Origin of the sequence: Larkinella punicea (assembly GCF_003334855.1) — a bacterium.
Lineage (GTDB): Bacteria > Bacteroidota > Bacteroidia > Cytophagales > Spirosomataceae > Larkinella > Larkinella punicea.
Genome location: NZ_QOWE01000003.1, coordinates 259,817 through 286,752, shown reverse-complemented (window position 1 = coordinate 286,752; position 26,936 = coordinate 259,817). Strand labels below are relative to the sequence as shown.

The 26,936-nt window shown below is 51.4% G+C and carries 27 protein-coding genes; 14 read left to right on the top strand and 13 right to left on the bottom strand.

Going from position 1 to position 26,936, the window contains the following annotated elements:
• Positions 1-186 precede the first annotated feature (186 nt).
• From DUE52_RS04800 to DUE52_RS04770, 7 genes are all read right to left on the bottom strand, one after another.
• A complete protein-coding gene (locus DUE52_RS04800) occupies positions 187-1,182 on the bottom strand; it encodes a hypothetical protein (protein ID WP_229312065.1) in 996 nt (331 codons plus the stop codon).
• A 265-nt stretch (positions 1,183-1,447) separates the two neighbouring features.
• The gene (locus DUE52_RS04795; protein ID WP_114404825.1) at positions 1,448-2,068 is read right to left on the bottom strand and encodes an L-threonylcarbamoyladenylate synthase; all 621 of its coding nucleotides are present in this window, start codon (positions 2,066-2,068) and stop codon (positions 1,448-1,450) included.
• A gap of 168 nt (positions 2,069-2,236) precedes the next feature.
• The gene (locus tag DUE52_RS04790; protein ID WP_114404937.1) at positions 2,237-3,283 is read right to left on the bottom strand and encodes a glycosyltransferase family 2 protein; all 1,047 of its coding nucleotides are present in this window, start codon (positions 3,281-3,283) and stop codon (positions 2,237-2,239) included.
• A 259-nt stretch (positions 3,284-3,542) separates the two neighbouring features.
• Positions 3,543-4,496 carry a YihY/virulence factor BrkB family protein gene (locus DUE52_RS04785; protein WP_114404824.1) on the bottom strand — a complete coding sequence of 318 codons (954 nt, stop codon included), beginning with the start codon at positions 4,494-4,496 and terminating at the stop codon, positions 3,543-3,545.
• Between the two features lie 26 nt (positions 4,497-4,522).
• On the bottom strand, positions 4,523-4,942 hold the full coding sequence (locus DUE52_RS04780) for an acyl-CoA thioesterase (RefSeq protein WP_114404823.1): 420 nt from the start codon (positions 4,940-4,942) through the stop codon (positions 4,523-4,525).
• 85 nt (positions 4,943-5,027) lie between these two features.
• Positions 5,028-6,065 (bottom strand): endolytic transglycosylase MltG, encoded by a 1,038-nt coding sequence (gene mltG, locus DUE52_RS04775; RefSeq protein WP_114404822.1) that lies wholly within the window; start codon positions 6,063-6,065, stop codon positions 5,028-5,030.
• A gap of 42 nt (positions 6,066-6,107) precedes the next feature.
• Positions 6,108-7,178 (bottom strand): Ldh family oxidoreductase, encoded by a 1,071-nt coding sequence (locus tag DUE52_RS04770; protein WP_114404821.1) that lies wholly within the window; start codon positions 7,176-7,178, stop codon positions 6,108-6,110.
• A gap of 175 nt (positions 7,179-7,353) precedes the next feature.
• Between DUE52_RS04770 and DUE52_RS04765 the strand changes: the two genes are divergently transcribed.
• The 9 genes from DUE52_RS04765 to DUE52_RS04730 all read left to right on the top strand — a co-directional run bounded on the left by DUE52_RS04765 (position 7,354) and on the right by DUE52_RS04730 (position 15,577).
• The gene (locus tag DUE52_RS04765; RefSeq protein WP_114404820.1) at positions 7,354-8,973 is read left to right on the top strand and encodes a DUF4139 domain-containing protein; all 1,620 of its coding nucleotides are present in this window, start codon (positions 7,354-7,356) and stop codon (positions 8,971-8,973) included.
• Between the two features lie 134 nt (positions 8,974-9,107).
• On the top strand, positions 9,108-9,701 hold the full coding sequence (locus DUE52_RS04760) for a hypothetical protein (RefSeq protein WP_114404819.1): 594 nt from the start codon (positions 9,108-9,110) through the stop codon (positions 9,699-9,701).
• 196 nt (positions 9,702-9,897) lie between these two features.
• On the top strand, positions 9,898-11,136 hold the full coding sequence (locus DUE52_RS04755) for a 3-phosphoshikimate 1-carboxyvinyltransferase (RefSeq protein WP_114404818.1): 1,239 nt from the start codon (positions 9,898-9,900) through the stop codon (positions 11,134-11,136).
• Positions 11,137-11,233: 97 nt separating this feature from the next.
• Complete coding sequence (locus DUE52_RS04750; protein ID WP_114404817.1) at positions 11,234-12,772, top strand: FMN-binding glutamate synthase family protein; 1,539 nt, start codon at positions 11,234-11,236, stop codon at positions 12,770-12,772.
• 135 nt (positions 12,773-12,907) lie between these two features.
• Entirely contained in the window at positions 12,908-13,219 is a 312-nt protein-coding gene (locus DUE52_RS32040) for a hypothetical protein (RefSeq protein ID WP_133299762.1), read from the top strand.
• A gap of 12 nt (positions 13,220-13,231) precedes the next feature.
• Complete coding sequence (locus DUE52_RS04745; RefSeq protein WP_114404816.1) at positions 13,232-14,152, top strand: NAD-dependent epimerase/dehydratase family protein; 921 nt, start codon at positions 13,232-13,234, stop codon at positions 14,150-14,152.
• 18 nt (positions 14,153-14,170) lie between these two features.
• A complete protein-coding gene (locus DUE52_RS04740; protein WP_114404815.1) occupies positions 14,171-14,527 on the top strand; it encodes a DUF4180 domain-containing protein in 357 nt (118 codons plus the stop codon).
• Positions 14,528-14,584: 57 nt separating this feature from the next.
• Positions 14,585-15,043 carry a DUF1569 domain-containing protein gene (locus DUE52_RS04735; RefSeq protein ID WP_114404814.1) on the top strand — a complete coding sequence of 153 codons (459 nt, stop codon included), beginning with the start codon at positions 14,585-14,587 and terminating at the stop codon, positions 15,041-15,043.
• A gap of 114 nt (positions 15,044-15,157) precedes the next feature.
• Positions 15,158-15,577, top strand: a complete 420-nt coding sequence (locus DUE52_RS04730; protein ID WP_114404813.1) for a DUF4260 domain-containing protein — start codon at positions 15,158-15,160, stop codon at positions 15,575-15,577.
• Here the strand turns inward: DUE52_RS04730 and DUE52_RS04725 are convergent.
• The 3 genes from DUE52_RS04725 to DUE52_RS04715 form a co-directional block, all read right to left on the bottom strand.
• Entirely contained in the window at positions 15,513-16,550 is a 1,038-nt protein-coding gene (locus DUE52_RS04725; RefSeq protein ID WP_114404812.1) for an AraC family transcriptional regulator, read from the bottom strand. The two genes, DUE52_RS04730 and DUE52_RS04725, sit on opposite strands and share 65 nt — an antisense overlap.
• Positions 16,551-16,590: 40 nt before the next feature.
• Positions 16,591-17,229 (bottom strand): 3-keto-alpha-glucoside-1,2-lyase-like domain-containing protein, encoded by a 639-nt coding sequence (locus DUE52_RS04720; protein WP_133299761.1) that lies wholly within the window; start codon positions 17,227-17,229, stop codon positions 16,591-16,593.
• A 224-nt stretch (positions 17,230-17,453) separates the two neighbouring features.
• The gene (locus DUE52_RS04715; protein WP_114404810.1) at positions 17,454-17,969 is read right to left on the bottom strand and encodes a DUF2911 domain-containing protein; all 516 of its coding nucleotides are present in this window, start codon (positions 17,967-17,969) and stop codon (positions 17,454-17,456) included.
• A 120-nt stretch (positions 17,970-18,089) separates the two neighbouring features.
• Between DUE52_RS04715 and DUE52_RS04710 the strand changes: the two genes are divergently transcribed.
• Positions 18,090-19,358 carry a hypothetical protein gene (locus tag DUE52_RS04710; protein WP_114404809.1) on the top strand — a complete coding sequence of 423 codons (1,269 nt, stop codon included), beginning with the start codon at positions 18,090-18,092 and terminating at the stop codon, positions 19,356-19,358.
• Here the strand turns inward: DUE52_RS04710 and DUE52_RS04705 are convergent.
• On the bottom strand, positions 19,350-20,099 hold the full coding sequence (locus DUE52_RS04705; protein WP_114404808.1) for an ABC transporter substrate-binding protein: 750 nt from the start codon (positions 20,097-20,099) through the stop codon (positions 19,350-19,352). The genes DUE52_RS04710 and DUE52_RS04705 overlap by 9 nt on opposite strands.
• Before the next feature lie 227 nt (positions 20,100-20,326).
• Between DUE52_RS04705 and DUE52_RS04700 the strand changes: the two genes are divergently transcribed.
• The 3 genes from DUE52_RS04700 to DUE52_RS04690 all read left to right on the top strand — a co-directional run bounded on the left by DUE52_RS04700 (position 20,327) and on the right by DUE52_RS04690 (position 23,614).
• Positions 20,327-22,009 carry an ELWxxDGT repeat protein gene (locus DUE52_RS04700; protein WP_114404807.1) on the top strand — a complete coding sequence of 561 codons (1,683 nt, stop codon included), beginning with the start codon at positions 20,327-20,329 and terminating at the stop codon, positions 22,007-22,009.
• A gap of 32 nt (positions 22,010-22,041) precedes the next feature.
• The gene (locus tag DUE52_RS04695; RefSeq protein WP_133299760.1) at positions 22,042-22,878 is read left to right on the top strand and encodes a recombination directionality factor; all 837 of its coding nucleotides are present in this window, start codon (positions 22,042-22,044) and stop codon (positions 22,876-22,878) included.
• 325 nt (positions 22,879-23,203) lie between these two features.
• Entirely contained in the window at positions 23,204-23,614 is a 411-nt protein-coding gene (locus tag DUE52_RS04690; protein WP_114404805.1) for a type II toxin-antitoxin system VapC family toxin, read from the top strand.
• 50 nt (positions 23,615-23,664) lie between these two features.
• Here the strand turns inward: DUE52_RS04690 and DUE52_RS04685 are convergent, their stop codons facing one another.
• Both DUE52_RS04685 and DUE52_RS04680 read right to left on the bottom strand, forming a co-directional pair.
• Positions 23,665-24,342: a response regulator transcription factor gene (locus tag DUE52_RS04685; RefSeq protein WP_114404804.1), complete on the bottom strand. Its 678-nt coding sequence runs from the start codon at positions 24,340-24,342 to the stop codon at positions 23,665-23,667.
• Between the two features lie 123 nt (positions 24,343-24,465).
• Entirely contained in the window at positions 24,466-25,980 is a 1,515-nt protein-coding gene (locus tag DUE52_RS04680) for a sensor histidine kinase (RefSeq protein WP_229312064.1), read from the bottom strand.
• 105 nt (positions 25,981-26,085) lie between these two features.
• On the opposite strand from DUE52_RS04680, the gene DUE52_RS04675 reads away from it, so the two are divergent.
• Positions 26,086-26,931: a GLPGLI family protein gene (locus DUE52_RS04675; protein WP_114404803.1), complete on the top strand. Its 846-nt coding sequence runs from the start codon at positions 26,086-26,088 to the stop codon at positions 26,929-26,931.
• The last annotated feature ends 5 nt before the right edge of the window (positions 26,932-26,936 follow it).

Here is a 26,936-nt window from a genome sequence, read left to right as displayed (position 1 = left end):
TCGCCCGGGGCTGCCAGAATAATAGCCTCCCGCAGACCAGCAAAGCCTGAAAGGCTTACATCCATTAACTCCGGGCATCGCCCGGGGCATCCCCAGCCCAACGATCATCATGGAGGACAGGGAAAGCCCCGGGCGATGCCCGGGGTTAATGGATGCAAGCCTTTCAGGCTTTGTTGGGAATAGTATTTATTGATATTGGATGTAGAGCGGTTTAGGCTCCAGGGCCAGCACCTCCGCCGGTTCCATCACGTGCGGCACTTTGTGGTTCGACCGGTGATCGACCTTTTTCTTGTCGTTGTAATAAAACAATTTGAAACCGGTGTACTGCACGGGTTCTTTTACAATATAATCGCGGTACGAATCGATTTTCAGGGAAGGCGGCCCCCAGCCATCCATGTCGATCACAATGGCAACCCGCGGATCCAGTTTGATGTTTTTGTAGTTGGTAACCATCCGCTGTGTAAACCGGTGAACCACCAGCACCTTCGGCGGAATATTATTTTCTTTCACCACCCGGCTTAGAAACTGCACGGCATCATTGATGTCAGCCGCATCATAAGTTCCGATTTTGGTGCCCGGACGGGCGCCCGTTTTCATAGAGAACTCGGGGTCGATGCCGAGGTGAACATAGGGCAGTTTCAGGTATTTTTCGAGAAAAGCCAGCTCACCTTTCAAATCCGCCAGACCCACCTGAATGTCCAGAAACACAATTGCGCCGTGCTGGGCACCCCAGCTAATCACCTTGCGAATCGTTTTATCGCTCATCCGCAGACGGTATTTTCCGTCTTTCTGGGGGGTTCCCTGGGCCGAAATAGCAACCAGGTGAAGGGCTTTTATAATGGGTTTCGACGGATCGGCTTTTTGCCAGCGTTCCGCTTCGCGATCCAGTTTCTGCAGCATTTCCGCCCGGGGAAACTCGCCCAAAATACCCATTCTCTTGGAGTGCGGGTTACCGTAATAAGCCAGAATCCGGTGTTTCGGTAGCAGTGTGTCGGGTAAGGTCCCCGCAAATTGCAACGTATCGGCTTTTAGAGGGTCTTTTTCTGTGGTATCAACCACTACGGCTGCGGTTGGGGTTGCTGTCGGAACCGAGTCCGTGACCGGAGCCGGGGTTTGAACCGCCGTGCTGTCGGATTTTTTCGTTTCGTCTCCGCTTCCATTGCTGCCCGAGCAGCCTGTCAATGCGTTGAATTGAATAAGAATTGTAGTAATTGCAACCAATTTCCATGCCGTTCGGCACGACTTACACCCTCCGTTTACCACTGTGCTTTGATGAATAAATGTGAAATATTACTTACCTGCGAACGTCAGTCCGCACACCCTTTAAAATTAAATACAGATTAAAAACCCGTAGATGCACCAAAAATAGAAACTCTGCCGTAAATCGGAAGGGAAATCTAAAAATAATGAGCAACAGGTGCGTTTTTTCTCCGATCTAAAAAAATAGTTACGCTTCGATTTCTCCCAGCCCCCGGCGGACAATTTCAAAGTCATCGGTAGTGGCGTCAATGATGGTCGAGGGAATGTTGCCGCCCATTCCCCCGTCGATCACCAGGTCGACCAGGTGTTGAAACCGTTCGAAGATGATTTCCGGGTCGGTGATGTATTGGACAATGTCGTCATCGTCTTTGATGGTCGTCGTAATAATGGGATTGCCCAGTTCCTTCACAATGGCCCGCGGAATGCTGTGATCCGGAATCCGGATGCCTACTGTCCGCTTGTTGGTGTGCAGGATTTTCGGCACGCGGTGGCTCACATCCAGAATAAAAGTGTAGGGTCCGGGCAGCAGCCGTTTCATCATTTTAAAGGCCATGTTACTGACTTTGGCATAATCCGCAATATGGCTCAAATCGTGACAGATAAACGAAAAATCATTTTTCTGCGGTTTGATGCCTTTCAACCGGGCGATGCGCTCGATGGCGCGGGTATTGTGAATGTCGCAACCCAGCCCATAAATCGTATCGGTTGGGTAGATGATAACGCCCCCATCACGCAGGATATCAACAACATGGCGAATTTTTCGCTCTTCAGGGGTATCGGGATGAATCCGTAAAAACTCGGCTGACATAGGTTCAATGGCTTATTTGCTTAACTAACCTGGCGCATTTTGGTTGCAAATAACGAGTACCGGAGACAAAAGAGAAGAGACGAGAGAATAAAGATCGAAGCGCGCCCTTCTCTTCTCTTTATTCTCTCATCTCTTGTCCACTCTCAACCACCCGTTATTTCATGCTTGTCAAACCAATAACCGAACATCACCTTTAGCGATCTGCCGTTTTTGCTGCCATTCAGCATACCGCCGGTAAAGTGCATTGACCGGAATGCGCCACTTGCAAAGGCGCAAGATTAAGGCTGTCTGGAAGTCGGGCTTTTCAATGAATTCCAGCAGTTCTTTAAACCGGAACGCCAATTCAAACTGCTCGGCGTAAAAGCATTGCCGGATAAACCAGCGAATCCGCTTGGCCAACGCCTGGTATTCTTCCGTAGTCTGGCATTGGTCGAAGGCCTTGTAACACACTTTCAGCGTAGAACTCAGCAGGGAATTCTGCCGGTCGGTAAACAAAGTCGACAGGGAATTACGAACCATTCGTTTGCTCGTCAACACTTCGTCCTGGTAGTGATAGCGATAATTCCGGGCGGTGCGCACCCAGAAATCGAAATCCTCATAACTTAGCGATTCGTCGTAACCACCCACGCTTTCCAGCACATCCTTCCGCATCATCATGGTGGGCGTCGAAACAAAGTAGGAAGCCAGTATTTCCTTGAAGACCCAGCCCGATGGCACAGTGATGGTAGACAGGCCGCTGGCATTGATCGGATAGTGGTAGCCGGTCAATTGACTGTTTTCGTCGATGTAGGCGGCATTGCTGAAGATCACCGCATAATCCCCCGCCAGCCGCTCGAAACCGGCCACCTGCCGGGCAATGCGTTCGCGTTGCATCACATCATCGGCGGAGAGGTCAATGACATACTTTCCTTTGGCCAGTTTCAGGCCCTGGTTGAACGCCCGACAAATGCCCAGGTTCTCGGTATTGCGAATCAACTGAATTTGGGGATATTTTTGCCGGAGGTCTTCAACCCGATCGACCGATTGATCGCTGCTGTGGTTATCGATCACAATCAGTTCAACCATCGGGTACGTCTGGTCAAGAACGGATTGAAGTGACTCGGTAATAAACCGTTCGTGGTTGTAACTGGTACAGATTACCGTTACCAGCGGCCTGAGCGACGACAGGTAATCCGCCAGCAGGCCCTGTGATTCCACGACTAGAGTTTCAGCCATAATGATGATGAAGAATAGGTAATTACCGGACAAAGAGACCGTAACTCTTTCTGCGACAATAGTATGGATTATTCAAACCATAAATGCAACATTTTTTAGCAAACGGCGAGTGGGAAGAATGCAAATGCGGGAAACCGCATACTAAGTATTCGGCGGGACTGGCACGGTTTTTATACTGATTGTCAGCAAGAAACAGTCAGAGTTCTTGCCGAGAGCTGGGCTTCTGATTATTTTGGGTTAGGGTTATTGTAAATGCTCTCTAAGCGGTTTGGGGAGCATTTATTGTTTTCTCCCCCACCTGCGGGTTTTTGTCGCCCTCCATTTGATAGAGTGCAACGTTCAGATCAAAACCAATAATTAGCAGCAGGCAGACCAGATTGATCCAGATCATCAGCACGATGAGCGTTCCGATGGATCCGTAAAGTTTGTTGTAGGAACCGAAATTGGAGACGTAAAACGAAAAACCATAGGTAGTCAGTACCACCAGCACGGAGGCAATGATACAACCGGGATTGACGAACTTCCACTTCATGTCGATGTCGGGCGCAAACTTGTAGATCATCGAAATGGCAGCAACAAAAACCGCGAAAACCACCAGATACCGGGCAATGTTCAAAAGCGTGGTTACCACCACATTATCCAGAATCCTGATGTGCATCAGATAGTCCGTAACGACCCCGCCGACCACCAGCCCGGCAATGGCCAGAAACAGGGCTAAGGCCAGCATGATGGTTAACCCCAGGGCAATCAGCCGGGTTTTGAAAAAACCGCGCCGTTCACCAGTTTTGTGCGACGAGTTAAAGGCCATCATTAGCGACAGAATCCCGTTGGTGGCGGCATAGAGGGCGAGCAGAAAACCGAACGATAGTACATTGCTCCGCGGTCGGCTAATGATGTCGTAAATCGTCGTTTTAACGGTTTCGTAGGTCGAAGCCGGTAATACCTGCGAGAAAAAATCCATCACCTGTCCTTCCAGATTCGGAATCGGTATCATCGGAATCAGGGTAAACAGAAAGATGATAGCCGGAAAAACCGCCAGAATCAGGCTAAAAGCTACCGACGCAGCCCGCTCGCTGGTGTCGTTGTCGGTCACTTTCGGAATAAAACACTTGAGAAAATCAAACCAATTCTGCCGCGAATCAAAGGCCTGGTGCTTTTGCAGGTAAATGATAACCCGTTGAACCGAGTTATACCGCATCAATTTTTCCAACATGATGAAGATTCGTTACTGGACGAAAATTAAACCGTCGTTTCAAAAAAAGGTTTGAGTTTTTCGTTGAGTTCAGCCGGCGATTTGGTCAGCCGGCCCGTGACCGTCATCATAAAAACCAGCGTGGTTTCGCCCGTGTTCAGGTGCTCGCCGTTCTGGTTGTAAATTTCGTAGTGAAAAACAATCCGCACGCCGGGCATTTCCTGAATCGACACACGGATCGTCAACAGATCGTCGTACCGCGCCGGGCGCAAATACCGCGACCGGTTTTCATACACCGGCATCATCACACCCGACGCTTCCATTTCCTTGTAATGAAACCCCAGACTCCGCAAGGCCTCCACCCGACCGATTTCGTAGTACCGGGCGTAATTACCGTAATATACATACCCCATCTGGTCGGTGTCGGCATACCGCACTCGAATGGGTGGAACGTCGTAGATGAACATTTTTCTTAGATGTGAGAGGTGAGACAAGAGAATAAAGACTGAGGGCGTTTCTCTTTATTCTCTTGTCTCACCTCTATCTTCTCTTTCACTTCATAATCCCCCGTTTGTTCAACTCCGCGTGGTAAATCCGGGCGTTGTTGATGTGTTCTTCGTAGGTTTTGGCGAAGGTGTGATACCCGGAAAAATCACTTTTTGCGACGAAATACAGGTAATCGTGGTTTTCATGATTCAAAACCGCATCGATCGAACTCAGCGTCGGCAGGTTGATCGGCCCCGGCGGCAAACCTTTAAACCGGTAGGTATTGTACGGTGAATCAATGAGTTTGTGAACGTTCAGTACCCGGCGGATGGAGAAATCGCGGTGGGCAAAAACCAGGGTCGGATCGGCTTCCAGCAACATTCCTTTTTGCAGACGGTTCCAGTATACCCCGGCCACACGCGGTTTTTCGTCGGTCTTTTTGCTTTCCGATTCCACGATGGACGCCAACGTTTGCACCTGCGTTTGGGTCAGCCCCATGTTCTTTGCCTTTTGCTGGCGCTCCGGCGTCCAGAATTTCTTGTATTCTTTCCCCATCCGATCCAGAAAATTCGTGGCACTGGTGGTCCAGAAAAATTCGTAGGTATTCGGCAGAAACATGCACATGATGGTCGTCGTATCGAAACCGTATCGTTCACACACCGCCGGGTCTTTCAGCAGCGAGTCCAGGGGTTGCGGGCCGAATTCGAATTTGCTGCCCAGTTTGGCAATCAGTTCATCTTTCAACCGGATGTTGTTGAATGTCAGCTTCATCGGATCCTGAGCACCCGACCGCAGTTTTCGAATCGCGTCCTGGTTGCTCATCTCCTTTTTGATCACATACCGGCCATTTTTCACATTGTCGGTATATTTCATGAAACGAGCCAGAAACCGGAACGACATTTTATCGTGCACTACATCGTGGGCGTCCAACGAATCCATGACGGTTTTGAACGTCGCCCCACGCGGGATGAACAACTCAAAATCCTTGTCGTTTTCACCCACCTGTAGATTAGGTGTTTTAAAAATTTGCCAGCCATAAAACGAAAACGTGGCCAGTAAAACCGATGCAATAATCAGAATTGCCGTTACAACTGTGCGGGACATACAAGTAATTGTTGGGGCTACAAAGGTAGTAAGGAAGGTGTTCTAATCCCATTGCAATCCAAACCGCTCCGCCAATTCCCGCAAACTCTGCATCACCGGTTCAATCAGCGGTAATCCATTTGCTCCGCGCTCGGCTTCCATGTCGCGCTCCGGGTCGCCGGGGATGAGCACCTGCTTGCCTTCCACGGCGCGGGCGTTGCGGAACGCGCCAATCCAGTTGTCCATGTGCTGCTTGAATTCATCGGCGGGTCGGAACGCGTCGATGCGCATGGCACCGAAAAAGTGACCGGTTCCGGCCCCAACGCCTTCCTGAGCGGCCATGAAACCGGCAGTGGCAAAGGGCGGTACCCAGGGACCGTAATTAGCGCCCGACAACACGCCGGAAAAAATATCGACAATGGCGCCCAACCCGTAGCCTTTGTGACTGCCGTGTTCGCGGTCGGAACCCAGCGGCAGCAAAGCGCCACCGTTTTTGATCGGATTCGAATCCGTCGACGCCTGGCCCTGCGCATCCTGTGCCCAACCCAGCGGGGCTTCCTGGCCTTTCCGCTGAAGAATCTCCATTTTTCCATAGGCAACGGCGGTGGAGGCAAAGTCGGCGACGAAAGGCGGTTGGGTCATGGCAGGCACGGCCACCGCAATCGGATTGGTTCCCAGCAATTTATCGAGTGAAAACGTGGGAGCTACGAGCGGAGCGGCATTGGTCATGGTCATCCCGATCATATCGTGTTCGAGCGCCAGCATCGCGTGATAGCCAGCAATGCCGAAGTGGTTGGAATTCCGGACGGCCACCCAGCCCGTGCCAGCCATACGCGCTTTTTCGATGGCAATCTGCATCGCTTTCGGCCCGACGACCAGCCCAACACCCCGGTCGCCATCCACCACGGCCGTCGACGGCGTTTCGTGAACGACCTGAATTGAGGGAGTCGGATTCAACCGTCCAAGATCGTATAGACGGACATACCCCGCCAGCCGGGCTACGCCGTGCGAATCGACCCCCCGGAGGTCAGCCTGGACCAAAACCGTGGTCGCCAGGTCGGCGTCGGCGTCGGAAAAGCCTATTTTCTGAAAAACCTGTTTGGTAAATGCCTTAAGTTGTTGAACTGGAATCATATGCGTAGCGGAAACCACCGGAAATTTGCGTCCGGCAAAGCGGTTATTACAAACTATTCGCTAAATCGAAACCGCATCGGCCCGACTTTTTTTTGCAAAAATAGCCGACAGACTAAACGAAACCGCTCCGAACGGTATCTATATTCTCGATTCACCATTTTCCCCTCATCGCTCCATGAAAATAATCCTCTTTGCCATAACGATCAGCCTGTGGGTTTCGACCGCCAAAGCGCAGGAAGACGAACAGCGGGTCAGTTCAACCATTCAGCACGTTACGGTTTTTCTGAACCGTGCCCAGATCAACGCCCAGGCCCGCGCAACAATCGTTCCTGGAACCACTCGGCTGATCATCGAGAATGCTTCGGCCCAAACCGATCCGCAAAGTATTCAGGTCAGCGGCAAAGGTGATGCCACCATCCAGGGCGTACAGTTCCGAACCAATTTTCTGACCAAAGTAACCAAACCGGCGTCGTTGCAACGCCTGGAAGATTCCCTGCGCATCGCCCGCGACACTTTCGACGGCCTGAATCTGCAAAAAGAAGTGCTCGAAAACGAAAAGAAAATGGTGCTGGCCAATCAGAAAGTGGGGGCCGAAAAAGGGACGGTGGTCGATGATGTCGAAGACATGGCCGATTTTTTCCGGACACGGCTGACCGACATCGGCAAAAAATTGCTGGCCCTTGAAAAACTGGTAAAAACCCAGAAAGAAAAGGTAGACCGGCTCGAAGGACAGGTCAAAGAGCAGAATGCAAAACGCGAGCGGCCCGTTGGCGAAATCGAGGTGACACTGTCGGCCAAAGCCCGAACCGCCGTGGATCTGGAGGTGAGTTATGTGGTGGACAATGCCGGCTGGGTGCCGTTTTACGACATCCGGGTTCGCGACACGAAAAGCCCGGCGACGCTGGCATACAAAGCCAACGTGTACCAGAATACCGGTTTTGACTGGCAGAACGTCCGGCTGACGCTTTCGACCTCGAACCCCGCCCTGCCCGGCACACAACCGCAGTTGGAAACGCAGTTTGTCAGCTTTTACGAACCCCGGCCCATGCCGGCGATGGCACCCGCTCAGGTCAAAATGCAGATGCGAAAAGCCGATGCGAGCGCGGGTGGCGCGGCTCGTGAGGAATCTGCACCAGCCGCCGACCTGGCCACCACCGCCGATTTTACGCAGGTCAGCGAGCAGCCGACGAGTGTCAATTTTGAAATCGCCACGCCCTATACCATTTTGTCCAATAACCGCCCACAAGTGGTTGCCATCCAGACCGGCGAGCTTCCGGCAAAGTACCGCTATACGGCCACGCCTAAAGTCGATTCGGACGCCTTTCTGATTGCAACCCTGTCGGGCTGGGAAAAACTGAATCTGCTGAACGGAACCGCCCGGTCGTATTTTGAAGGAACCTACGTCGGTGAATCACAGGTGAATCTGCAACAGGCCGGTGACACGCTGACGCTCGGACTGGGCCGTGACAAGAAAATCATCGTGAAGCGGGAAAAAACGCAGGATTTCAGCAGCCGCAAAGGCCTGAGTTCGTCCGTTCGTGATTCCTACAGCTACAAGATTACGGTGCGGAATACTAAATCCGAACCGGTCAATCTGACGCTTTACGACCAGATTCCGGTTTCGACCGACAACCGAATTGAAGTTGAACTGGACGACAGCGCCGGAGCGGAACGAAACACAGAAACCGGTCGGCTGACCTGGAATCTGTCACTCAAACCAAACGAAAGCCGGGATTTGCTGTTTAAATACACGATTAAATATCCGAAAGGGAAACAGCTTGTTAATGCGCAGTAACTAATCCGCGAAATCACCCTGAAACCTGTAAGGTCTGGGCGCCCCCGTCTCCAAAACCTTACAGGTTTTACAGGCAAAAGCTCAAATTTGGCACGACTATGGGTATTTTTTCTCAAATCCAACGTTTAGAGATTATGATCCATCGTCTGCTCCTCACGATATTTTTTCTGCTTCTTGCTTACACCATTCAGGCACAGAGCGATACGCTTTCTGTTGACTCGCTGATGATCAAACAGAAGTCGCCGTATGTGGCGATGATCCGGCCGGGACAGAAATACTTGGCGCTGGATGTGATGGGGCGACTCGGCGGTTTTCATCGCTACCGGTATTTCCCGAATGAAGAAATCAAGTTCCGGTATAAGGGCAAAAAATACCGCGAACCGGTCTACGGGGTTACGGACTCGACGCTGATGCTGGTTCTGGAAGATCCGAATACGTTTTTGCCCGAAACCGTCCATTTTCGGATCGATCAGATTGAAAAAGTGTACGTTAACCGCCAAATTCCATTCATCACGCAGGGCACCTATCTCTTCCCCATTGCCGGTACGCTTTTTTTCATGGCCGATGTCATTAATCTTTCCCGAAGCGAAAAAAAACTGGCCGCCGATTCCCGCGCCTTAAAAGCCCCCGCTGTCATGATTGCACTGGGTGCCATTTGCTACAAAATGAGCTATCCCCGCTACCGAATCAATAAAAACCACCGGCTGAAAGTACTGGAAACGTACTGATAATCAGTTTAATGGAAAGTATAATATCGAATATTGAATGTTGAATAACGAATATCGAAGTTGGGCACAGGAGCACTTTCATTATTCGCTATTCAATATTCGATATTCGATATTCATTCTTCATTGTTCAGTATTCCTTGTTCATTATCCATTCTCTGCACTAGTTTTGCGGAATATTAACCAATCGACTTCTGATTTGAACGCTGTACGTCTGACACCTCCTGCCGGGTCCGTCCGGGCCACGATTCCGCTGGCTTCTTCCAAAAGTGAAAGCAACCGCGCCCTGATTATCAATGCCCTCACAAACTTCCGGGGCACTTTACACAACGTTTCGGCGGCCCGTGACTCCCAGACCATGATCCGGTTGTTGCAATCGGATGATCCGGTGGCTGACGTGCTGGATGCCGGAACGACCATGCGGTTTTTGACGGCCTATTATGCGGTAACGGGTCAATATAAAACGCTGACCGGAACGCCCCGCATGTGCGAACGGCCCATCGGTATTCTGGTCGATGCCCTCCGCGCGCTCGGTGCCGACATCGACTACCTGAAAAACGAAGGCTTTCCGCCCATCGCGACGAAAGGGTTCTCGCGTAACGGAACCAACCGTCTGGCGATTCGGGGAGATGTGAGCAGCCAGTATATTTCGGCTCTGCTGATGGTGGCTCCCATTCTGCCCGATGGCCTGACGCTCGAACTGACCGGTGACATCGGTTCACGCCCCTACATTGAAATGACCCTGCGGCAGATGGAACACTTTGGTGTTCATACGCTTGTCGACTGGCCGAATAAAACCATATCCGTACCGCCAACGCCCTACTCACCCGCCGATTACACCGTTGAATCCGACTGGTCGGGCGCGAGTTACTGGTTCAGTATGCTGGCACTGGCTGAAGACGAATCCTCAGAAATCGAATTACTGGGTCTGAAAGAAGCGTCGTTGCAGGGCGATAGTGCCATTGTTGACATCATGCGCCCCCTCGGTGTCGAAAGTACGTTCAACGCTACGGGTGTTGTTTTGACCAAAACTCAGGCACAACCGTCGCTGGCTTGGGACTTTACGGACTGCCCCGATCTGGCCCAGACCGTGGCGGTTTGCTGCGCCGTCAAAGGCATTCCGCTCACGCTGACCGGTGTGGAAAGCCTGAAAATCAAAGAAACCGACCGCATTTTTGCTCTCCAAACCGAACTCCGGAAAATCGGTGCCGAACTGGTGGAAGTAGAAAAAAATACGCGGTATGAAGTTCGAAAAACCGCAACAATCGACGCTATTCCCACCTTCGACACCTACGACGATCACCGCATGGCGATGGCCTTTGCGCCCGTATCGATGCGTCAGGAAGTGGTGATTGAAGAACCGGGAGTAGTAGCCAAATCGTACCCCTCGTTCTGGGACGATATGGCGCGGGTGGCTGGTGTCCAGTTCGAGAAATAACTTATCGGTCTGGAGGGGCAAGGTGAAAAGTCGCGATGGCGTGGGAGACCTTAGCGGTTTTGCGTACTTTTACTGCACTCACTGAACCTTGATACTGTTGGATTCTATTCTCGCGTTTTTGGGCAGCATTCCCTGGTGGGGATGGCTGCTGATCGGCCTGCTTCTGGTCGCCCTCTACGACATTACTCAGAAAAAACACACGATTCGGCACAACTTTCCGGTGGTCGGCAACATCCGGTATTTTCTGGAAAGTTTCGGCCCGGAACTGCGGCAATACATCGTGGCTAATAACCGTGAAGAACTGCCCTTCAACCGGCAGCAGCGGGCCTGGATCTATTCTTCAGCAAAGCAGGAGAACAATTTTCAGGGGTTTGGCACCGATCAGGACATTACCAGTGCCGGGTATATTTTCATCAACCCGGCACTGCTCCCTCTCAAACTGGCACCCGACAACCCCAATTACAGCAACCCCTACACGGCTCCGGGGGCCAAAGTGATTGGGCTTTTTCACAAACGCCGAAAACCGTATCACCCGCCTTCCATCGTCAACATCAGCGGCATGAGCTTCGGGTCTTTGTCGGCAACCGCCATCGAATCGCTGAACAAAGGCGCCAAAAAATTCGGCTGCTACCACAATACCGGCGAAGGCGGATTGTCGCCCTACCACAAATTCGGCGCGGATGTGGTCGTGAATATCGGCACGTCCTATTTCGGCGTCCGGGACAACAATGGCAATTTTGTCATGGAAAAACTAGTGAAGTTGGTCGAGACCAATCCGTTTGTCCGGATGCTGGAACTGAAACTGTCGCAAGGCGCGAAACCGGGTAAAGGGGGTGTGTTGCCAGCCGCTAAAATCAGCGCCGAAATTGCCGAAATCCGTCATGTCGAAATAGGCAAAGACGTCATTTCTCCGGCTTCGCACAGTGCGTTTTCCGACATTCCGACGATGGTGGCTTTCATCGAGTCGATGGCGGCCGAAACCGGTCTGCCGGTAGGCATCAAGTCTGCGGTGGGCAAACTTGAGCAGTGGCATGAGTTGGCCGACTATATGCTGGAAACCGGAAAAGGCCCGGATTTTATTACGATCGACGGTGGTGAAGGCGGCACCGGCGCGGCACCTCCCTCCTTTGCCGACCACGTTTCGCTGCCTTTCGTCTACGGGTTTTCAAAAGTTTACCAGATTTTTCAAAAACGCGGCTTAACCAGTCGCATCACTTTCATTGCTTCCGGCAAACTGGGGCTGCCTGAGTCGGCGATCATGGCGTTTGCGATGGGAGCCGACCTCGTGAATGTGGGCCGGGAAGCGATGCTTTCCATCGGCTGCATTCAGGCCCAGATTTGCCACACAAACCGCTGTCCGTCAGGTGTTGCCACGCAAAGCAAATGGCTCCAGTCCGGCATCGACCCGACCTTGAAAAGCGAGCGGTTTTACAACTACATCAAGACGCTGACCAAAGAAATCCTGGAAATTTCGCACGCTGCGGGCTACGAACACCCCTGCCAGTTTACGATGGAAGACGTCGATCTGGCCATGGGTGACAACAACCGCATTCAGCCGCTGTGCGATGCCTACGGCTACACAAAGGATGTGGTTCCGTTTACGTCCATTGCGGATTTGCTGAAGATCCGAACCTAGCGTTCTGTTCAGTTCCACTGAATTTACATCATTACCGCTGACAGGGTGGTTTGCCCTGACAGCGGTCGAAGACCCTGTCAGCGGCTATTGTTTAAGGTTTCACCGGCGAAAATTCAGAACAGAAAATGAATATTGATGATGTCTTACCTCAAACGAGTGACCACTAAGAAAATAGCATTGCCTATACTTGGTTCTGTAATCTTCTTTGCCCTCCTAAAACCTTGTCCGGGTGATTATTGCCAGTTGGGAGATGTTGAGCCCAAAGTTCGCGCTGTTACGACCTTCATTTTCTGGTGCCTTTTTACCGGTTTCCAGATCAAACGCCGTTTTTTTGGTGAAGACCAGCCAGCCAGTAAAACAAAACGATCGGCGCGTTTAGTCAGTCGGATTTTCGTTTTTCGTCATCTTTGCTCTCCCTTTTTTGCCGGACCTTTGATCTGTATTTAACCAGAAAAGAAAATGCAAACGATATTAGGCTCAGGGGGTACCATCGGCAGCGATTTGGCAAAGGAACTTCCTGCCTTTACGGACCGGATTCGGTTGGTGAGCCGGACTCCCAAAAAAGTAAATTCGACCGACGAACTGTTTCCAGCCGACCTCAGTAGCCGCGATCAGGTTTTTAAAGCCGTGGAAGGCTCGGAGGTCGTTTACCTCACCGTGGGTTTCGAATACAGCCACAAAATCTGGCGTGAAAAGTGGCCCGCTCTGATGCGCAACACGATCGATGCCTGCCAGAAATGGGGCTCCAAACTGGTGTTCTTCGACAACGTCTATCTCTACGATGTGGATGCCATTGGCCACATGACCGAAGAATCACCGATCAATCCCCCCAGCAAAAAAGGACAGGTACGGGCAGAAATTGTTACCATGCTAATGAACGAAGTAAAACGGGGCACCTTAACCGCGCTCATTGCCCGGGCCGCTGATTTCTACGGCCCCAACAACGACAAAAGCGTGCTGGTGGAAACCGTCGCGAATAACTTCCGGAAGGGAAAAGCCGCCAATTGGTTTGCCCGGCTCGACAAGGTTCACACCTTTACCTATACGCCGGATGCGGCAAAAGCCACCGCCCTGCTCGGCAATACCGACAATGCCTACAACCAGGTCTGGCACCTGCCCACCGACGCCACCCGCCTAACCGGTCAGCAGTGGATTGACCTGTTTGCGAAGGAGATGAACGTGAAACCGAAGACCTCCGTTTTGCCCATCTGGATGATTCGGCTGGTTGGGCTCTTCGTTCCGGCCATGCGCGAATTTCCGGAAATGGCGTACCAATACGACCGGGACTACTTCTTCGACAGCAGTAAATTTGAAAAAGCCTTTAATTTTGTACCGACAAAACCGGCGGAAGGCGTCAAACGAACGGTGGCGAATGCATAACGAACGAAACGACATGGTATGAAAGTTGTAACACACGAGGTCAACGGGATTCGGTTGGCCGAAGTACTGTCTGACAAAGTGCTGATAGCGAATCCGGAAGATGGTCTTCAACTGGTCGTCGACTTGTATTACCAGGACTTCGATCGCATGATCCTGCACGAAAAAGCGATTACGCCGGATTTCTTCGATTTAAAAACCGGTCTTGCGGGTGAGATCCTACAGAAATTCTCCAATTACCGCGTCCGGCTGGCGATCATTGGCGACTTTTCGGCCTATACGGGCAAGAGTATCAAGGACTTCATATTCGAGAGTAACCAGCGCCGACAAATCAATTTTGTTGGTACATTGGACGAAGCCATTGAACGATTGTCGTAAATTCGGCCCGGCGACCCGGTTGAAAGGGGCCGCAAACGGTACCTGAACCTTACGATCATGGATTTCCCCAACCTTTTCACCCAGGAAGTTTCCGACAAAATCATTCAACGGATTGACCGGCTGACTCCCGATACCCTGCCCCTTTGGGGGAAAATGGATGTGGCGCAAATGCTGGCGCATTGCAATGTGACCTACGAATTAATCTACGAAAACATCCACAAAAAGCACAACATTCTGATGCAGTTGGTCATCAGGGCGTTTGTCAAAAAACGGATTGTCGGGGCCAGTCCCTACAAACGCAACCTGCCGACCGGCCCGGCTTTTTTAATAAAGGACACGCGGAATTTTGAAACGGAAAAGAACCGCTTGAAAACGTATATCCGGAAAACCCAACAACTGGGAGAAACCCACTTCAACCAGAAAGCGTCCCATTCGTTCGGGAAGTTGAACGTCAATGAGTGGAACAATATGTTTTATAAACACCTGGACCACCACCTCACTCAGTTTGGGGTCTGATGGCGTCTGACTGAAACTATTTTCGTTTTTCGTCACTCCGGTTTTCACATTCGGTCACCCCAGACCCGGTTTATTTGGCGGAACTTTGTCCTACACAAAAACGCAAAGACCGCCATGAAAACGCTTTTAAAACTCGAAGAAGTCGCTCAATTTAGTCTCTCCATCGTGCTGTTCAGCCAGTTACCGTTTGCCTGGTGGTGGTTTCCAGCCTTGATTCTGGTGCCGGATCTGAGCATGTTGGGCTATCTGATCAACCCAAAAATCGGGGCTTATGCCTACAACCTGGTTCACCACAAAGCCTTCGCCATCGCCATCGGTGTTTTGGGTTTGCTGCTGAACAGCCAGCCGTTGCTGTTGACCGGTGTTCTGCTTTTCGGCCACGCGGCCATGGATCGGATGATGGGTTACGGTCTGAAATACTCCGACAGTTTCGAGCATACTCACCTGGGGCCAATCGGCAAAACGGCCGCTAAGCTGTCGGACGAAGCACCGCAGTCCGGAAAGCACCGGGCGTCGAACCTGTCCATTTCTTGAAAGTACGGTAGAACACACTGGGTTCCGAAAATCCGAGGAGATAGGCAATGTCGGTCGTGCTGAAATGAGGCTCGCGGAGGTGCCGAACGGCCAGGTCGTGCCGCACTTCATCCAGCAATTGTTGATACGTGGCGCCCTCTTCTTTCAAATGCAACTGGAGGGTTCGAACGCCCATCGCCAGCCCATCGGCCACAGCCGCCAACGCAGGTTCTTCACCTTTCAACAGCGCGAAGATTTCCTGTTTAACCCGAACCGAAAGCGCCGGAGAAACATCAGGTTTTGTCCGTAATTTTCCTAACAATTCATCGGCATGTTGTTCGAATAAGCCAAAAAGGCTGGGATTGGCGTTCAAAATCGGGGTTTCCAGCCAGGCGGCATCCAGCACCAGGACGGTTTCGGCGGCATCAAATTCGACTTTTGCCGGCGCAAAAACCCGTTCGTAGTCCTGCCGGTTTTGGGGTTCCGGGAAGGCAAACCGGATTTCTCTGGCCACCACCCTCTGCCCCGTCATGGCTCGAAAAGCCGACTGGTAAACCGAAAGCTCAGAGCCAAAGGTATAGTCAGGATACTGGATGGCTTTACTCGTCGACGTCAGGGAAAGGTAAAACCGGTCGCCGACCAGCCGCCCGGCGGTTTGCACGCCCTCACACGCAATATCCTGATAATGACACAGTTTATCAATCGCTTTGCCCAAAGTCGGGCAGTGCATCATGACGTACGACACCACCCCCATCGACAACGGATTGATCAACTCGCCCACTTGCAGCGGCAAATCCGGCTCGCCGGTTACCCGAACGGCTTCCTGCCAGAGTGCCTGCACGGCCCGAATCGGCACCCGCCCGTCGGGGTTTTGCAAAACCGCCGGATCAAGACCAACGGCCTGGCACAAAGCCGACGAATCAGCCCCTCGCTGCCGGGCAGCATACAGGATCAGATTGAAAGAACCGGAAGAAAGTGTATCCTCAGTGGTCATGTCTACGAAGATACAACGGCTGACGACATTCTTCACCCCTTTATGGCGTTCGGGGCGAAATTTTCAGATTCGCAAAATCACCGCCCGAACCGGCTCCCACCCACAACCCGATTTTTCCATCCCGGCGGTTATTCAACTTCTTGACAACCAGGCTGGGTTTGGCATTCCCATTGACAAAAACGCTGACGGTATCTTTTTCCACCACAATCCGGGCATGAAACCAGGCATTCGGATCGGGAGCCGGTTCGATGGGCTGTTCATATTGATCCGGGAAGTCTTTGCGCAAAACCGGCCAGTCATACGTCGGAAGGGCGATATACTGAACGGCGTGGCTGTGACGAACGGGGTCAGCGGCCCGAAAATTGAACGGTCGAAAATAGATCGCATCGTAATTACGCTCGCCGGAACCGTGAAACGCGATCCCAACAAAACTGCGCTGGAGCACATCTTTGCCGCGAATGTCCATCTCAATCGTTCCTTCACTGAACGAAAGGGCGGGTAGCCACGCAACCCCTTCCTTTGAATTTTGCTTCTCTTCCAGCCGGACTCCGGGATTCGACCCGTCCGCCAGAACGGTCAGCGAACGGTTTTCAAGGGTATAGCCGTTTTGCTGCGCCAGCCCGACCAGATCCACGGTATTCTGACCATACGTATAGCTAGTGACCAATAGGCTAAGCATGATCCAAGTGGATTGATTTACAAGATGTTGTCTATTCATTTCTTTGCTGTTTAGTACCGGATTGAAACCGCGTACGGTGAAAAAATCAGGCAATGGTTATTCTAACCCACGGTTTTAACCGGGGCTGAATAACCACTTCACATGCTTGAAGTAAAAATTGGGGAAGAAAAGAAAACGGTCAATCAACACCTTACGCTTGCTGTTTACCAGTTCGGTCGGCGGGACTACTTCACGTTGAAATCAACCTTCGTGTCGGCCCACACCATCGAGACATCCCCCTTTTTTGAGATGTCGATCATAAATTTTTCCTGAAAACTTTTGGCCTTTTTCGCCGGAACCGTCACGCGCACGACATCCTCCTCTTCCTTGTAGGTGAATGCCCCCCATTTGATGCCCTTGTTGATGATGACAGTCCAGTCTTTTTCGCCGGGAATCGTAAAAAGCGCGTATTTCCCTTTGGCAACTGGTTTTCCTTCCAGCTTCACATCCTCCGAAAACTCGATGGTAGTGGTTTCGTTCGCGCCCGTCCGCCAGACTTTTCCGATTGGGGCTACTTTACCCGCCGGGTCCCAAACGCTCCGACCTTTGACCGATGGCTGGCTGTAGTCTATGGTGATGGTTTTTCCACCCACCGTTTGCTGAGCCTGGGCGGGCGGGCTGGGGCGTTTCGACTTGTCGTCCTGGGCAAAAGTCGTCTGGGCGATCAACAGCAATGTTGTGAAAACGAGCAATTTTTTCATATTGGTTTATGTAACTTTGGTTGTTGGAATAATGAACCGGACAAAGGTGGAAAAATCTTCCGAAAGTTGGTAGTCCGGCCCTTGTTCAAGCCTGTTCAAGTTGATTCACGCTGATTACCAATGACTACCGAAGACGATAATTTACAGCAGTGCCGCCTGTTGATCGAAGAGAAAGTGCGTTGGGGCGACAGCAGCCAGTGGCAAAACCAGGATTTTGAAGCCCTGAGCGAACGCATTTTCGCCGAAACCGGCGTTTCGCTCAGCGTCAGCACCCTGAAACGCATCTGGGGCAAGGTTCGCTACGACAGTGCGCCGACGGCCACGACGCTCAATACGCTCGCGCAATTTGTGGGCTACGACAACTGGCGGGAATTCCGGAAGCAGCCGGTTCTTATCGCCGAAGAAACCGCTCCGTCCCTTCCGGTTCAAAACGCTCCCGTTCCGGTTTTCCGCCCTTACGCGATCCGCTGGCCGTGGGTCGTCGGCGTGTTCGTGGTGCTGGGATTGGTCGGCATCTGGGCGTTTCAGAAGCGGGCAAAACCGTTACACATTGGCGAAGTGACCTTCAGCAGTCGCCCGGTCGCCAAAGGACTTCCGAACACGGTTTTGTTCCAATACGATGCCACGGACTCCAACGCCGACAGTGTTTTTATCCAGCAAAGCTGGAATCCGAAACTGCGCTTTCGGGTCGATAAAGACGGACATCAGTACGCCAGCACTTATTTTTACCCCGGTTATTTCCGCGCCAAGCTTGTGTTGAACGACTCCATCGTGAAGGAACACGATTTGTACATCAAAACCGACGGCTGGCTCGGCACCATCAACCGCGATTCGATTCCGGTTTATTTTCCGGACAAACAAATCCGGCGGAATGGCGCCATTGAGCTGACCGAAACCGATCTAACCGAACAGGGAATCATTTTTCAGAAAAGCGTTCCGAAAACCAGCCTGCATTATGTGCAGCCCCTGGGCGAATTGTCCGGCAGTACATTCGGGTTTGAAACGGAAGTAAAAAGTACGTTCAACCGCTTCGATGCCGTTTGCCAGCATGTGGGCATTATGATACTGTGTTCCAAAGGCATGCACTTTCTACAGTTGTCCCGGAAAGGCTGTGTTGGTGAATTGAATCTGTCGTTTAACGGAACACACATATCGGGAAAAACCACCGACCTGTCCGCTTTTGGCGTGGACTTTTCCGATTGGGTAACCGTTCGCTGCGAGGTAAAGGACAAACTGGCAAAGGTCTTTGTGAACGAAAAACTCGCTTACGAAGGCCGGTTCCAGGAAGATGCTGGCAAGATTGTCGGACTACGTTATTATTTTCAGGGCACCGGCGCGGTGAAATCGGCCCGGTTTTACGACGATCAAATCAATGCCGTTTTACTGTAACCCGAGACGCTGTCGCAGTTGTTGAATATAATCAGCCGATTTCAATAACCGGCTTCCGTACCAGCTAAACAGCTCCCCATCGACCAACAACACCCGCGCAGCCGGGCAAATTTCCTGCAATTCTGTCCTGTGTTTTTCCGAAAATGGATACGGTTCCGACGAAAGAAAAATCAGATCGGGTTGGGCAGTTTTCAGATCCGTTTCGGTCACTTCGGGGTAGCGCGTTAAGCCCCCAAATGCATTCTGAAAACCGGCCAGTTCCAGCATCGAATGAATGAAAGTCTGATTAGCCGCGACCATATACGGTTTTCGCCAGATGAAATACGCGACGGAATGGCCGGAAGATTGTACCGATTTGAAATCGTAAAAAGTATCTTCGATTTGCTTTGCCAATTTCTCCCCTTTCCGGCCTTTTCCGACGAGCTCACTAACCTCCCGAATCATCGCCAGCGCATCCGGGACGGTATTGACGTCCGTGACATGAACGGGATAATGACGTTGCAATTCTTCGATTTGTTCGCGGGTATTTTCTTCTTTGTTGGCCAAAATAAAGTCCGGTTTCAGGTCGTGAATTTGGTCAAGATGCAGTGTTTTTGTGCCACCAACCTTGAACTTATCTTTCACCTTTTCCGCCGGATGAATGCAGAATTTGGTAATCCCCACAATTTCCTGATCAAGCCCCAGATCATAGAGCAGTTCGGTTTGGGAAGGAACGACGGAAATGATGCGTTGGGGTGGCATTCTTTTGTAGATTTGGGTAACAAATATCGATAATCCATGACTGACAATCCCGAAACTATTTATGATCCGGAATATATCAAATCGCTGTTCGATAAAATGTCCAAAACGTATGGACTTGCCAATTATATTTCGTCAGCCTCAACCCGGTCTGCCACAAGCTCAATTTGTCTTTTAAAACCCGCTGATAATCATTACGTTTATCTTATCAATGCGTAAAGATAATCAGCATGAAACCACACTACAATCTCTTCAAATGGGTACTGGTTGGGTGCTTTGGCGGATGTGGATTGCCAGCCATAGCCCAGTTTACGGCCTTGCCGACGTCGTACTACTTAACCCGGGTAAAAGACATTAATCCCGGTTCCGCAAATTCATACGTGTCTGGTGATGGAACCACCGCTGTCGAAATAAATGGCACGGTTTATTTTGCGGCCAACACGGCGGCTAATGGTGCGGAACTCTGGAAAACGACTGGCACGGAAGCCAGCACGGTTTTACTAAAAAATATTAACCCGGCCGGATCGTCTACTCCGGACTGGCTCACGGAGGTCAACGGTACGCTCTACTTTGTTGCCACTGGCAGTTCGGGCCGGGAGTTGTATAAATCGGACGGGACGGCGACCGGAACGGTTTTGGTCAAGGACATTCTTCCGGGCGGAGACGCCAATCCGCGTGGCCTTACGAATATAAACGGAACACTTTTTTTCGTGGCAACCGGCGCAACAACCGGCGAAGAACTCTGGAAGTCGGACGGAACCGCAGGCGGTACGGTTTTGGTAAAAGACATCAATCCTTCGGGCAATTCGGTTCCGAATTATATGCGTAAAATGGCGGTTCTGGGAAGTACTGCCTATTTTGTGGCCGATGACGGCGTCAATGGGGAAGAACTATGGAAGTCGGACGGAACGGACGCCGGTACGGTTTTGGTCAAGAACATTCATCCCGCCGGTTCGAGCAATCTGTTCGAAATGGTGGTGATGAACGGGATGCTCTACATGACCGCCAACGATGGCACGAACGGGACGGAACTTTGGAAATCGGACGGCACGCTGGCCGGAACGGTAATGGTCAAAAATCTGGCAGCCGGTAGCAGCAGTGGTCAGCCGCAGGATTTGAAAGTAGTCAACAGTACCCTTTTTTTCCGGGCAACGGTGAGTGGCGACGCGGAATTGTACAAGTCTGACGGCACTTCGGGCGGAACGGTTTTGGTCAAAAACATCAATGCCGGTGGCGCGTCGTTTCCTTCCTATCTGACACGCGTCAACAACACCCTGTATTTCACGGCCAACGACGGAATCAAAGGCACCGAACTCTGGAAAACAGACGGAACTGTGGGCGGAACCGTTCAGGTAGCCGATCTCGTATTGGGGGCTGGCTTGACCACTTTTTCCAGCCTTCGTTCGGTCAACAACAGACTGTTTTTTCACTACCTGGAGCCGTGGAAATCAACGGGAACCGTCGCCGGAACCGCGATGCTCGACGACATCAATCCGACCGGCAATTCGGCTTCCACCGGTTTTATGGCGTTGAGCAGCACGACGGTTTTGTTCTGGGCCACCGACGGAACGACCGGTATGGAATTGTACAAATACGCTCAATGTTACATTTGTCCGGCAGGCCGGGTGGCGGCTTCGTCAGAGGAAGTCGCTCCGACCGCGCTCCAGTTAACCCTGCTGCCCAATCCGGTGCAAAACGCGCTGACGGTCGATATTCGCGGAGCCGCCCATCAGCCAATCCAGCTTCAATTGATGACTGTGAAAGGAGAACTGATCGAAAACCGGCAGATTGCCAAGCCCCAAGCCGTCGAACGGCAGACGTTTGACGTAAGCCGACAGCCAACGGGGCTGTTGTTGCTGCGCGCCAGGGCGGGGGATCAGGAGCAGACGGTTAAGGCTTTGAAGTCGGATTGACGGTTATATCCGCCCCACCGACCCGCTTAAACATGCTGATAGATCTTGCCGAATGCCTATATTTGTCCAGCGAATCGAAGGTAAACAACAACATGCGTATTCAATCGGACAATACCCCGTCGCCATCTTCGGCGCTAACGGAATTAGGGCGGATCGCCGTGGGAGAGAAAGTGGAGCGGTCGGGTCAGTTGGTTCCGAGCAGCATCGACAGTTTTCGCATTCGCGGGGATCATGCCGAAGCCGTCCACAAAGTCTACGGCGAAACCATCACCGAATTGCCTATCCTGTTTTATTCCGATCAGGAAGAAATTGTCTGCAATGAGCGACTCGAAATCCGTACTGCCGAGGGCAAACTGTTCGGCTACGGAGACAACCACACTTTCCACATCTGGAACGACGAACTGAAAAAATACGCCGTCACGACCGTCGAAAAACGCCCGCAAATTCGGGACGAAACCGTTACTTTTTTGCAGAAAAACCTACATCCCGGCAAAGCGAAGCTGATTAAGTGGTTGCCGGTTTTGACGTTGCGGTTTGTCATTCGCGACATTCCGCTGCTGGGTTATTGGCAGTTCAGCACCCGCGCCGTCCAGACCACCATTCCGAACCTGCGCAACAAGTTCGATGAATACAAGAAACTGTTCGGCAGCGTGCAGTATTTGCCGTTTTTGCTGAAAGTCAAAAAGGTGAAGTCCAACAAACCGGGCATGGTGTATCAGTACCCGATTGTCGATCTGGTGCCGCAGTTTTCGTTCGAAACCGCCCACCGCCTGGCCCGTCACCTCCGCGAAAATCCGCAGGCCGATGTGAGTCACTGGCTGAGCGAAAATGGCGACAAACCGGAGCAATTGCCGTCGGTTGCCGAATAATTAAGGTTTGCTCAAACAATCAGGAATCTTGCTATATTTGGAAACTAGTATATAATCTGTAAACCGATTTGAAAATAGAAACGTTACATCGCTACTTATAAACCATCTAAATTCAACGTACGATGCGTACCCTACAGGTAATAGTACCGGATAGCCAGTATAAAACCGTTAGTGACTTGCTTAAAACGATTCCCTCTGTCGAAGTATCTGAGGAAACTGGCAGATTTATTGTTCCATCGAAAGCAGGCACTGGCGAAAATCCTTCCGATTACGCAGGGCCCTGGAAGAGTGATAAGCGTGATTTTCAGGAGATTCGACGCAAGTCATGGACAAGAAAGCGCTGATTCTCTGCGATACCAACATCATCGTTGATTATTTCCGCGAGGACCCTACAATTCGTAAAGAACTTGACCATATCGGTTTTGACCGACTTTCCATTAGTGCTGTCACCGAGGCTGAACTGTATCAAGGTATGTACAAAAAGGAAACCCGGGCGACGAAAGAGTTAATTAATAAATTTAGTATCATTCACATTGATAAATACATTTCGCAGCGATTCACTCAATTGTTGTTTGAATACTACGGCGGCCGTTTATTGATCGGTGATGCCGCCATTGCAGCAACCGCACTGGACATGGATCTGCAACTCTATACCCGTAATACGAAGGATTTCAAATTTATTAAAGGGATCCGGCTCTATAAACCTAAAACGAATAAAATACCAACCGGTCATTAACTGCTCCGGACTCTATCTGATACTTTCAAAATACCAATAGTGATCCAGCTTTACACAATCAACTTATACCCTACCCCTCTTACATTCACAATCTGCACCTGCGGGTCATCTTTGAGGTAGCGCCGAAGCCGCGTAATGAATACATCGAGACTTCGGCCGTTGAAAAAACTGTCGTCACCCCACAAATCCAGCAACACGACGGAGCGTTCCAGCACCTGATTCCGCTGTTCGTATAATCGCTTCAGTAGTTCGGCTTCGCGGTGTGACATCGGCGTCTCTTTTCCGTTGAACGCCAGCTTCTGTTTGGGATAATCGAAGTGGTAATGGCCAATCGGCAAGCGGTCCGGCGTGGTCGGGCGAACGGTCTGGTTCCGGTTCAGCAGGGCTTGAATGCGGACAATCAATTCGTCGATGCTGAACGGTTTTTTGAGGTAATCATTGCCTCCCAACTCAAAACCGCGGACCACATCGGCGGTTTGGGAACGGGCCGTCAGGAAGATGATCGGAACATACGGGTCGGTTTGCCGAATGCGCGCAGCCAGTGAAAAACCGTCGAGTTTGGGCATCATCACATCCGCCACCACCACGTCGGGGGCATGAGCGACAAACAACGCATAACCTTCCTCGCCGTCAGCGGCATACAACACCGCAAAACCACGAACCTCAAGACTGTCCCGGACAATCAGGCCCAGCGAAAGTTCATCTTCAATCAGTAATACGGTTGCCATAGGAGAGAAGCTATTTCGCGGAGTTGAGCGGAGGAAAGGGGAGTTAAACGGAGATTTCTTTAAAAAACTACTCTGCTTAACTCCCCTTTCCTCCGCTCAACTCCGCGAAACAACTCTTTGTACTTAATTAGGGATCCAGATTACAAACACACTCCCCCGTCCCGGTTCGCTCGAAACTTCAATGCGACCACCATGCTTCTCGACAATCTGCCGGACGTACGACAGCCCCAGTCCGAACCCTTTTACCGGATGAAGGTTCCCCGTCGGAACCCGGAAAAACCGGTCGAAAATCACCTCGTGGTATACTTTCGGAATCCCGTTGCCGTTGTCCTCCACCGTCAGCCGCCAGCCGTTTTCATCGGCCCGGCTGTTGATCAGGATTTGAACCGACTCCTGCGAATACTTGATCGCGTTATCGATCAGGTTGTTAATGGCGTTGCCCAGGTGCAGCCGGTCGGCCTGAACCTGGGCATTTTCCGGAACGGTTTCTACTTCAATGGCCACGAGTTTCACCGGTGCGCCCGCTGAGGCTTTTAACTGGTGATTTCCCACCACCTCCTGAATCAGTTCGGAAGGCTTGAGCCATTCGCGGTTCAGTTCCAGTTCCTTCTTCTCATCGACCGCCATGTTCAGCACCTTCTCCACCAAATCGGACAGCCGTTGCAGTTCATTTTTTGAAATATTCAAATACGTGTTCGTTTTCTGTGCGTCATTCAGCGCCCCGAAATGCTGCATGGCTTCCACAGCCGCCGAAACCGTCGCAATCGGCGTTTTCAGTTCGTGCGTCATGTTGTTGATGAAATCGTTTTTGATTTCCGACAGTTTTTTCTGTTTCAGAATGGTCGATAACATATACAGAAAGCACCAGGTAGTCAACGCCATCAACAAGGCCGAGCCCGCCAGCAGCCAATCCATTTTCTTCAAAATATAGCCCGTTGGACTGTCGAACGACGCTTGCAGAAACTGGTTTTTAACGGGATTGATGGGCATCGGCGGGGTCTTGATGGGCGAACCGGTACGCATCGGGTTGTCCATCTGCTGACGGAATAGATCCGGTTTTAACTGAATCGTGTCCAGTTGATAATCGGCCTGGACATCGCGCAGATGCAACTCGGCCCGATAGGTCGAATCGAATGTTGCAAGGTTGAATTGATGGTCGCCCGCCCAGTTCAAAATCAGCATTTTGGTAATTTTCCGGGCCATTGTGTCGATAAAAATACTGTCTTTCAACGATCGTGATTGCCGTTTAACCCGGAAATTCATCACCTGGACGCTTACCGGCTGCGAATCGGTGACGGTGACAAAAGCACTGTCACTGCGCCGGTCAAATGCAATGCGACTTACCGGGAGATCATCTTCCGATTCCATCGGGCGAAAATGAAACCGCCGACGTGGTTCGTCGGAACGGATTTCGCCCCGAACCAGTTGACGGGCGTCGTTAAACTGCTGTTTTTCAACCGCCGAAATGAACGCACCCCGCACCGTCCGCCGAAACTGCTGCTCGTGGAGTTGGTAGCTGGTATACAGCCAATAGCCCTGAAAAGCCATCACGCCCAGGATACAAACCGTCATCAGAACAAAGATCGACCGGATGCGCTGTTTCATCATGTACAAAAATACCGGCTTTTCCGTCGGCATTCCAACGACGTTAACACTACTTAACACTAAATAACAGTGCTTTACATCCAATCGCCCCATCTTTGTCCCATCATTTTCCAGTCATCATTTCACTCTTCCGTAGTCATGAAACTGTTCAGAACCGTAGCCGCTGCCCTCATCGGGCTTCATTTGGCGGCCCAACTGGCCAACGCCCAACCGACCTCCGGTAAAATTTCGTACGAGGTCATGCAAAAAATCGACTTTTCCCAAATGCGAATGGTGATCAACGGCCAGGAAGTACGGCCGGATGGTGCCGATGCCCCCGCAGGTATGCCTGAAACGCGGTCTTTTGTCCAACATTTTATTTTCTCAGGAACCCACGGCAAGGAAGAACAAGACCGCAACAGCGGTGGCGGTATCATGGTCCGGCAGGTGATACAGGATGGTGGTGGTGGGCCAGGCCCCGGACCCGGTGGACCAGGTGGCCCTGAAGGACGCGGAAATCGCAATTTCAACGGTCGCCCCTTCGAACGTACCGTGTATTTCGATCTGGCGTCCCAGAAAACCGTCGAGGTGTTGGCGATCAAAAAAGATTCGGTTACCAGTCACTACCAGACCGAAATCCCGCAGAAACGGGTAACAGGCTGGCAGGAAACCGACAAAACGAAGAAAATTGCGGGCTATCTCTGCAAGAAAGCAACGGTTCCCTTCAAGAACATGTCTTATACCGTCTGGTATACCACGGAATTGCCGTTTACGTACTCACCCATCAGCAGCCTGACGCCCGAAAAAGGCGTGGTTTTGCTCATTGAGAGCGACAACGAAGCGTTTAAAGCGACCAAAATTGCCGCCCAGGACGTGAAGGAAAGTGACGTTATGCCGCCCCAAACCGCCCGGGTGGTAACGCCCGAAGAACTGAACACCATCCGGCAAAAAGCCATGGCCGACATGCGCCAGCAAATGATGAATGATTTTCAAAACCGGAACTGACCAAT

Excerpts from the sequence above, each read along its gene's own strand:
- DUE52_RS04675 (WP_114404803.1), top strand. The coding sequence starts at position 26,086 with ATGAAACTGTTCAGAACCGTAGCCGCTGCCCTCATCGGGCTTCATTTG.
- DUE52_RS04765 (WP_114404820.1), top strand. The coding sequence starts at position 7,354 with ATGAAAATAATCCTCTTTGCCATAACGATCAGCCTGTGGGTTTCGACC.
- DUE52_RS04760 (WP_114404819.1), top strand. The coding sequence starts at position 9,108 with ATGATCCATCGTCTGCTCCTCACGATATTTTTTCTGCTTCTTGCTTAC.
- DUE52_RS04795 (WP_114404825.1), bottom strand. The coding sequence starts at position 2,068 with ATGTCAGCCGAGTTTTTACGGATTCATCCCGATACCCCTGAAGAGCGA.
- DUE52_RS04740 (WP_114404815.1), top strand. The coding sequence starts at position 14,171 with ATGAAAGTTGTAACACACGAGGTCAACGGGATTCGGTTGGCCGAAGTA.
- DUE52_RS04680 (WP_229312064.1), bottom strand. The coding sequence starts at position 25,980 with ATGCCGACGGAAAAGCCGGTATTTTTGTACATGATGAAACAGCGCATC.
- DUE52_RS04745 (WP_114404816.1), top strand. The coding sequence starts at position 13,232 with ATGCAAACGATATTAGGCTCAGGGGGTACCATCGGCAGCGATTTGGCA.
- DUE52_RS04725 (WP_114404812.1), bottom strand. The coding sequence starts at position 16,550 with ATGACCACTGAGGATACACTTTCTTCCGGTTCTTTCAATCTGATCCTG.
- DUE52_RS04780 (WP_114404823.1), bottom strand. The coding sequence starts at position 4,942 with ATGTTCATCTACGACGTTCCACCCATTCGAGTGCGGTATGCCGACACC.
- DUE52_RS04690 (WP_114404805.1), top strand. The coding sequence starts at position 23,204 with ATGGACAAGAAAGCGCTGATTCTCTGCGATACCAACATCATCGTTGAT.
- DUE52_RS04695 (WP_133299760.1), top strand. The coding sequence starts at position 22,042 with ATGCTGATAGATCTTGCCGAATGCCTATATTTGTCCAGCGAATCGAAG.
- DUE52_RS04685 (WP_114404804.1), bottom strand. The coding sequence starts at position 24,342 with ATGGCAACCGTATTACTGATTGAAGATGAACTTTCGCTGGGCCTGATT.
- DUE52_RS04790 (WP_114404937.1), bottom strand. The coding sequence starts at position 3,283 with ATGGCTGAAACTCTAGTCGTGGAATCACAGGGCCTGCTGGCGGATTAC.
- DUE52_RS04730 (WP_114404813.1), top strand. The coding sequence starts at position 15,158 with ATGAAAACGCTTTTAAAACTCGAAGAAGTCGCTCAATTTAGTCTCTCC.
- DUE52_RS04700 (WP_114404807.1), top strand. The coding sequence starts at position 20,327 with ATGAAACCACACTACAATCTCTTCAAATGGGTACTGGTTGGGTGCTTT.
- DUE52_RS04710 (WP_114404809.1), top strand. The coding sequence starts at position 18,090 with ATGACTACCGAAGACGATAATTTACAGCAGTGCCGCCTGTTGATCGAA.
- DUE52_RS32040 (WP_133299762.1), top strand. The coding sequence starts at position 12,908 with ATGATGTCTTACCTCAAACGAGTGACCACTAAGAAAATAGCATTGCCT.
- mltG (WP_114404822.1), bottom strand. The coding sequence starts at position 6,065 with ATGTCCCGCACAGTTGTAACGGCAATTCTGATTATTGCATCGGTTTTA.
- DUE52_RS04720 (WP_133299761.1), bottom strand. The coding sequence starts at position 17,229 with ATGCTTAGCCTATTGGTCACTAGCTATACGTATGGTCAGAATACCGTG.
- DUE52_RS04770 (WP_114404821.1), bottom strand. The coding sequence starts at position 7,178 with ATGATTCCAGTTCAACAACTTAAGGCATTTACCAAACAGGTTTTTCAG.
- DUE52_RS04715 (WP_114404810.1), bottom strand. The coding sequence starts at position 17,969 with ATGAAAAAATTGCTCGTTTTCACAACATTGCTGTTGATCGCCCAGACG.
- DUE52_RS04785 (WP_114404824.1), bottom strand. The coding sequence starts at position 4,496 with ATGTTGGAAAAATTGATGCGGTATAACTCGGTTCAACGGGTTATCATT.
- DUE52_RS04735 (WP_114404814.1), top strand. The coding sequence starts at position 14,585 with ATGGATTTCCCCAACCTTTTCACCCAGGAAGTTTCCGACAAAATCATT.
- DUE52_RS04705 (WP_114404808.1), bottom strand. The coding sequence starts at position 20,099 with ATGCCACCCCAACGCATCATTTCCGTCGTTCCTTCCCAAACCGAACTG.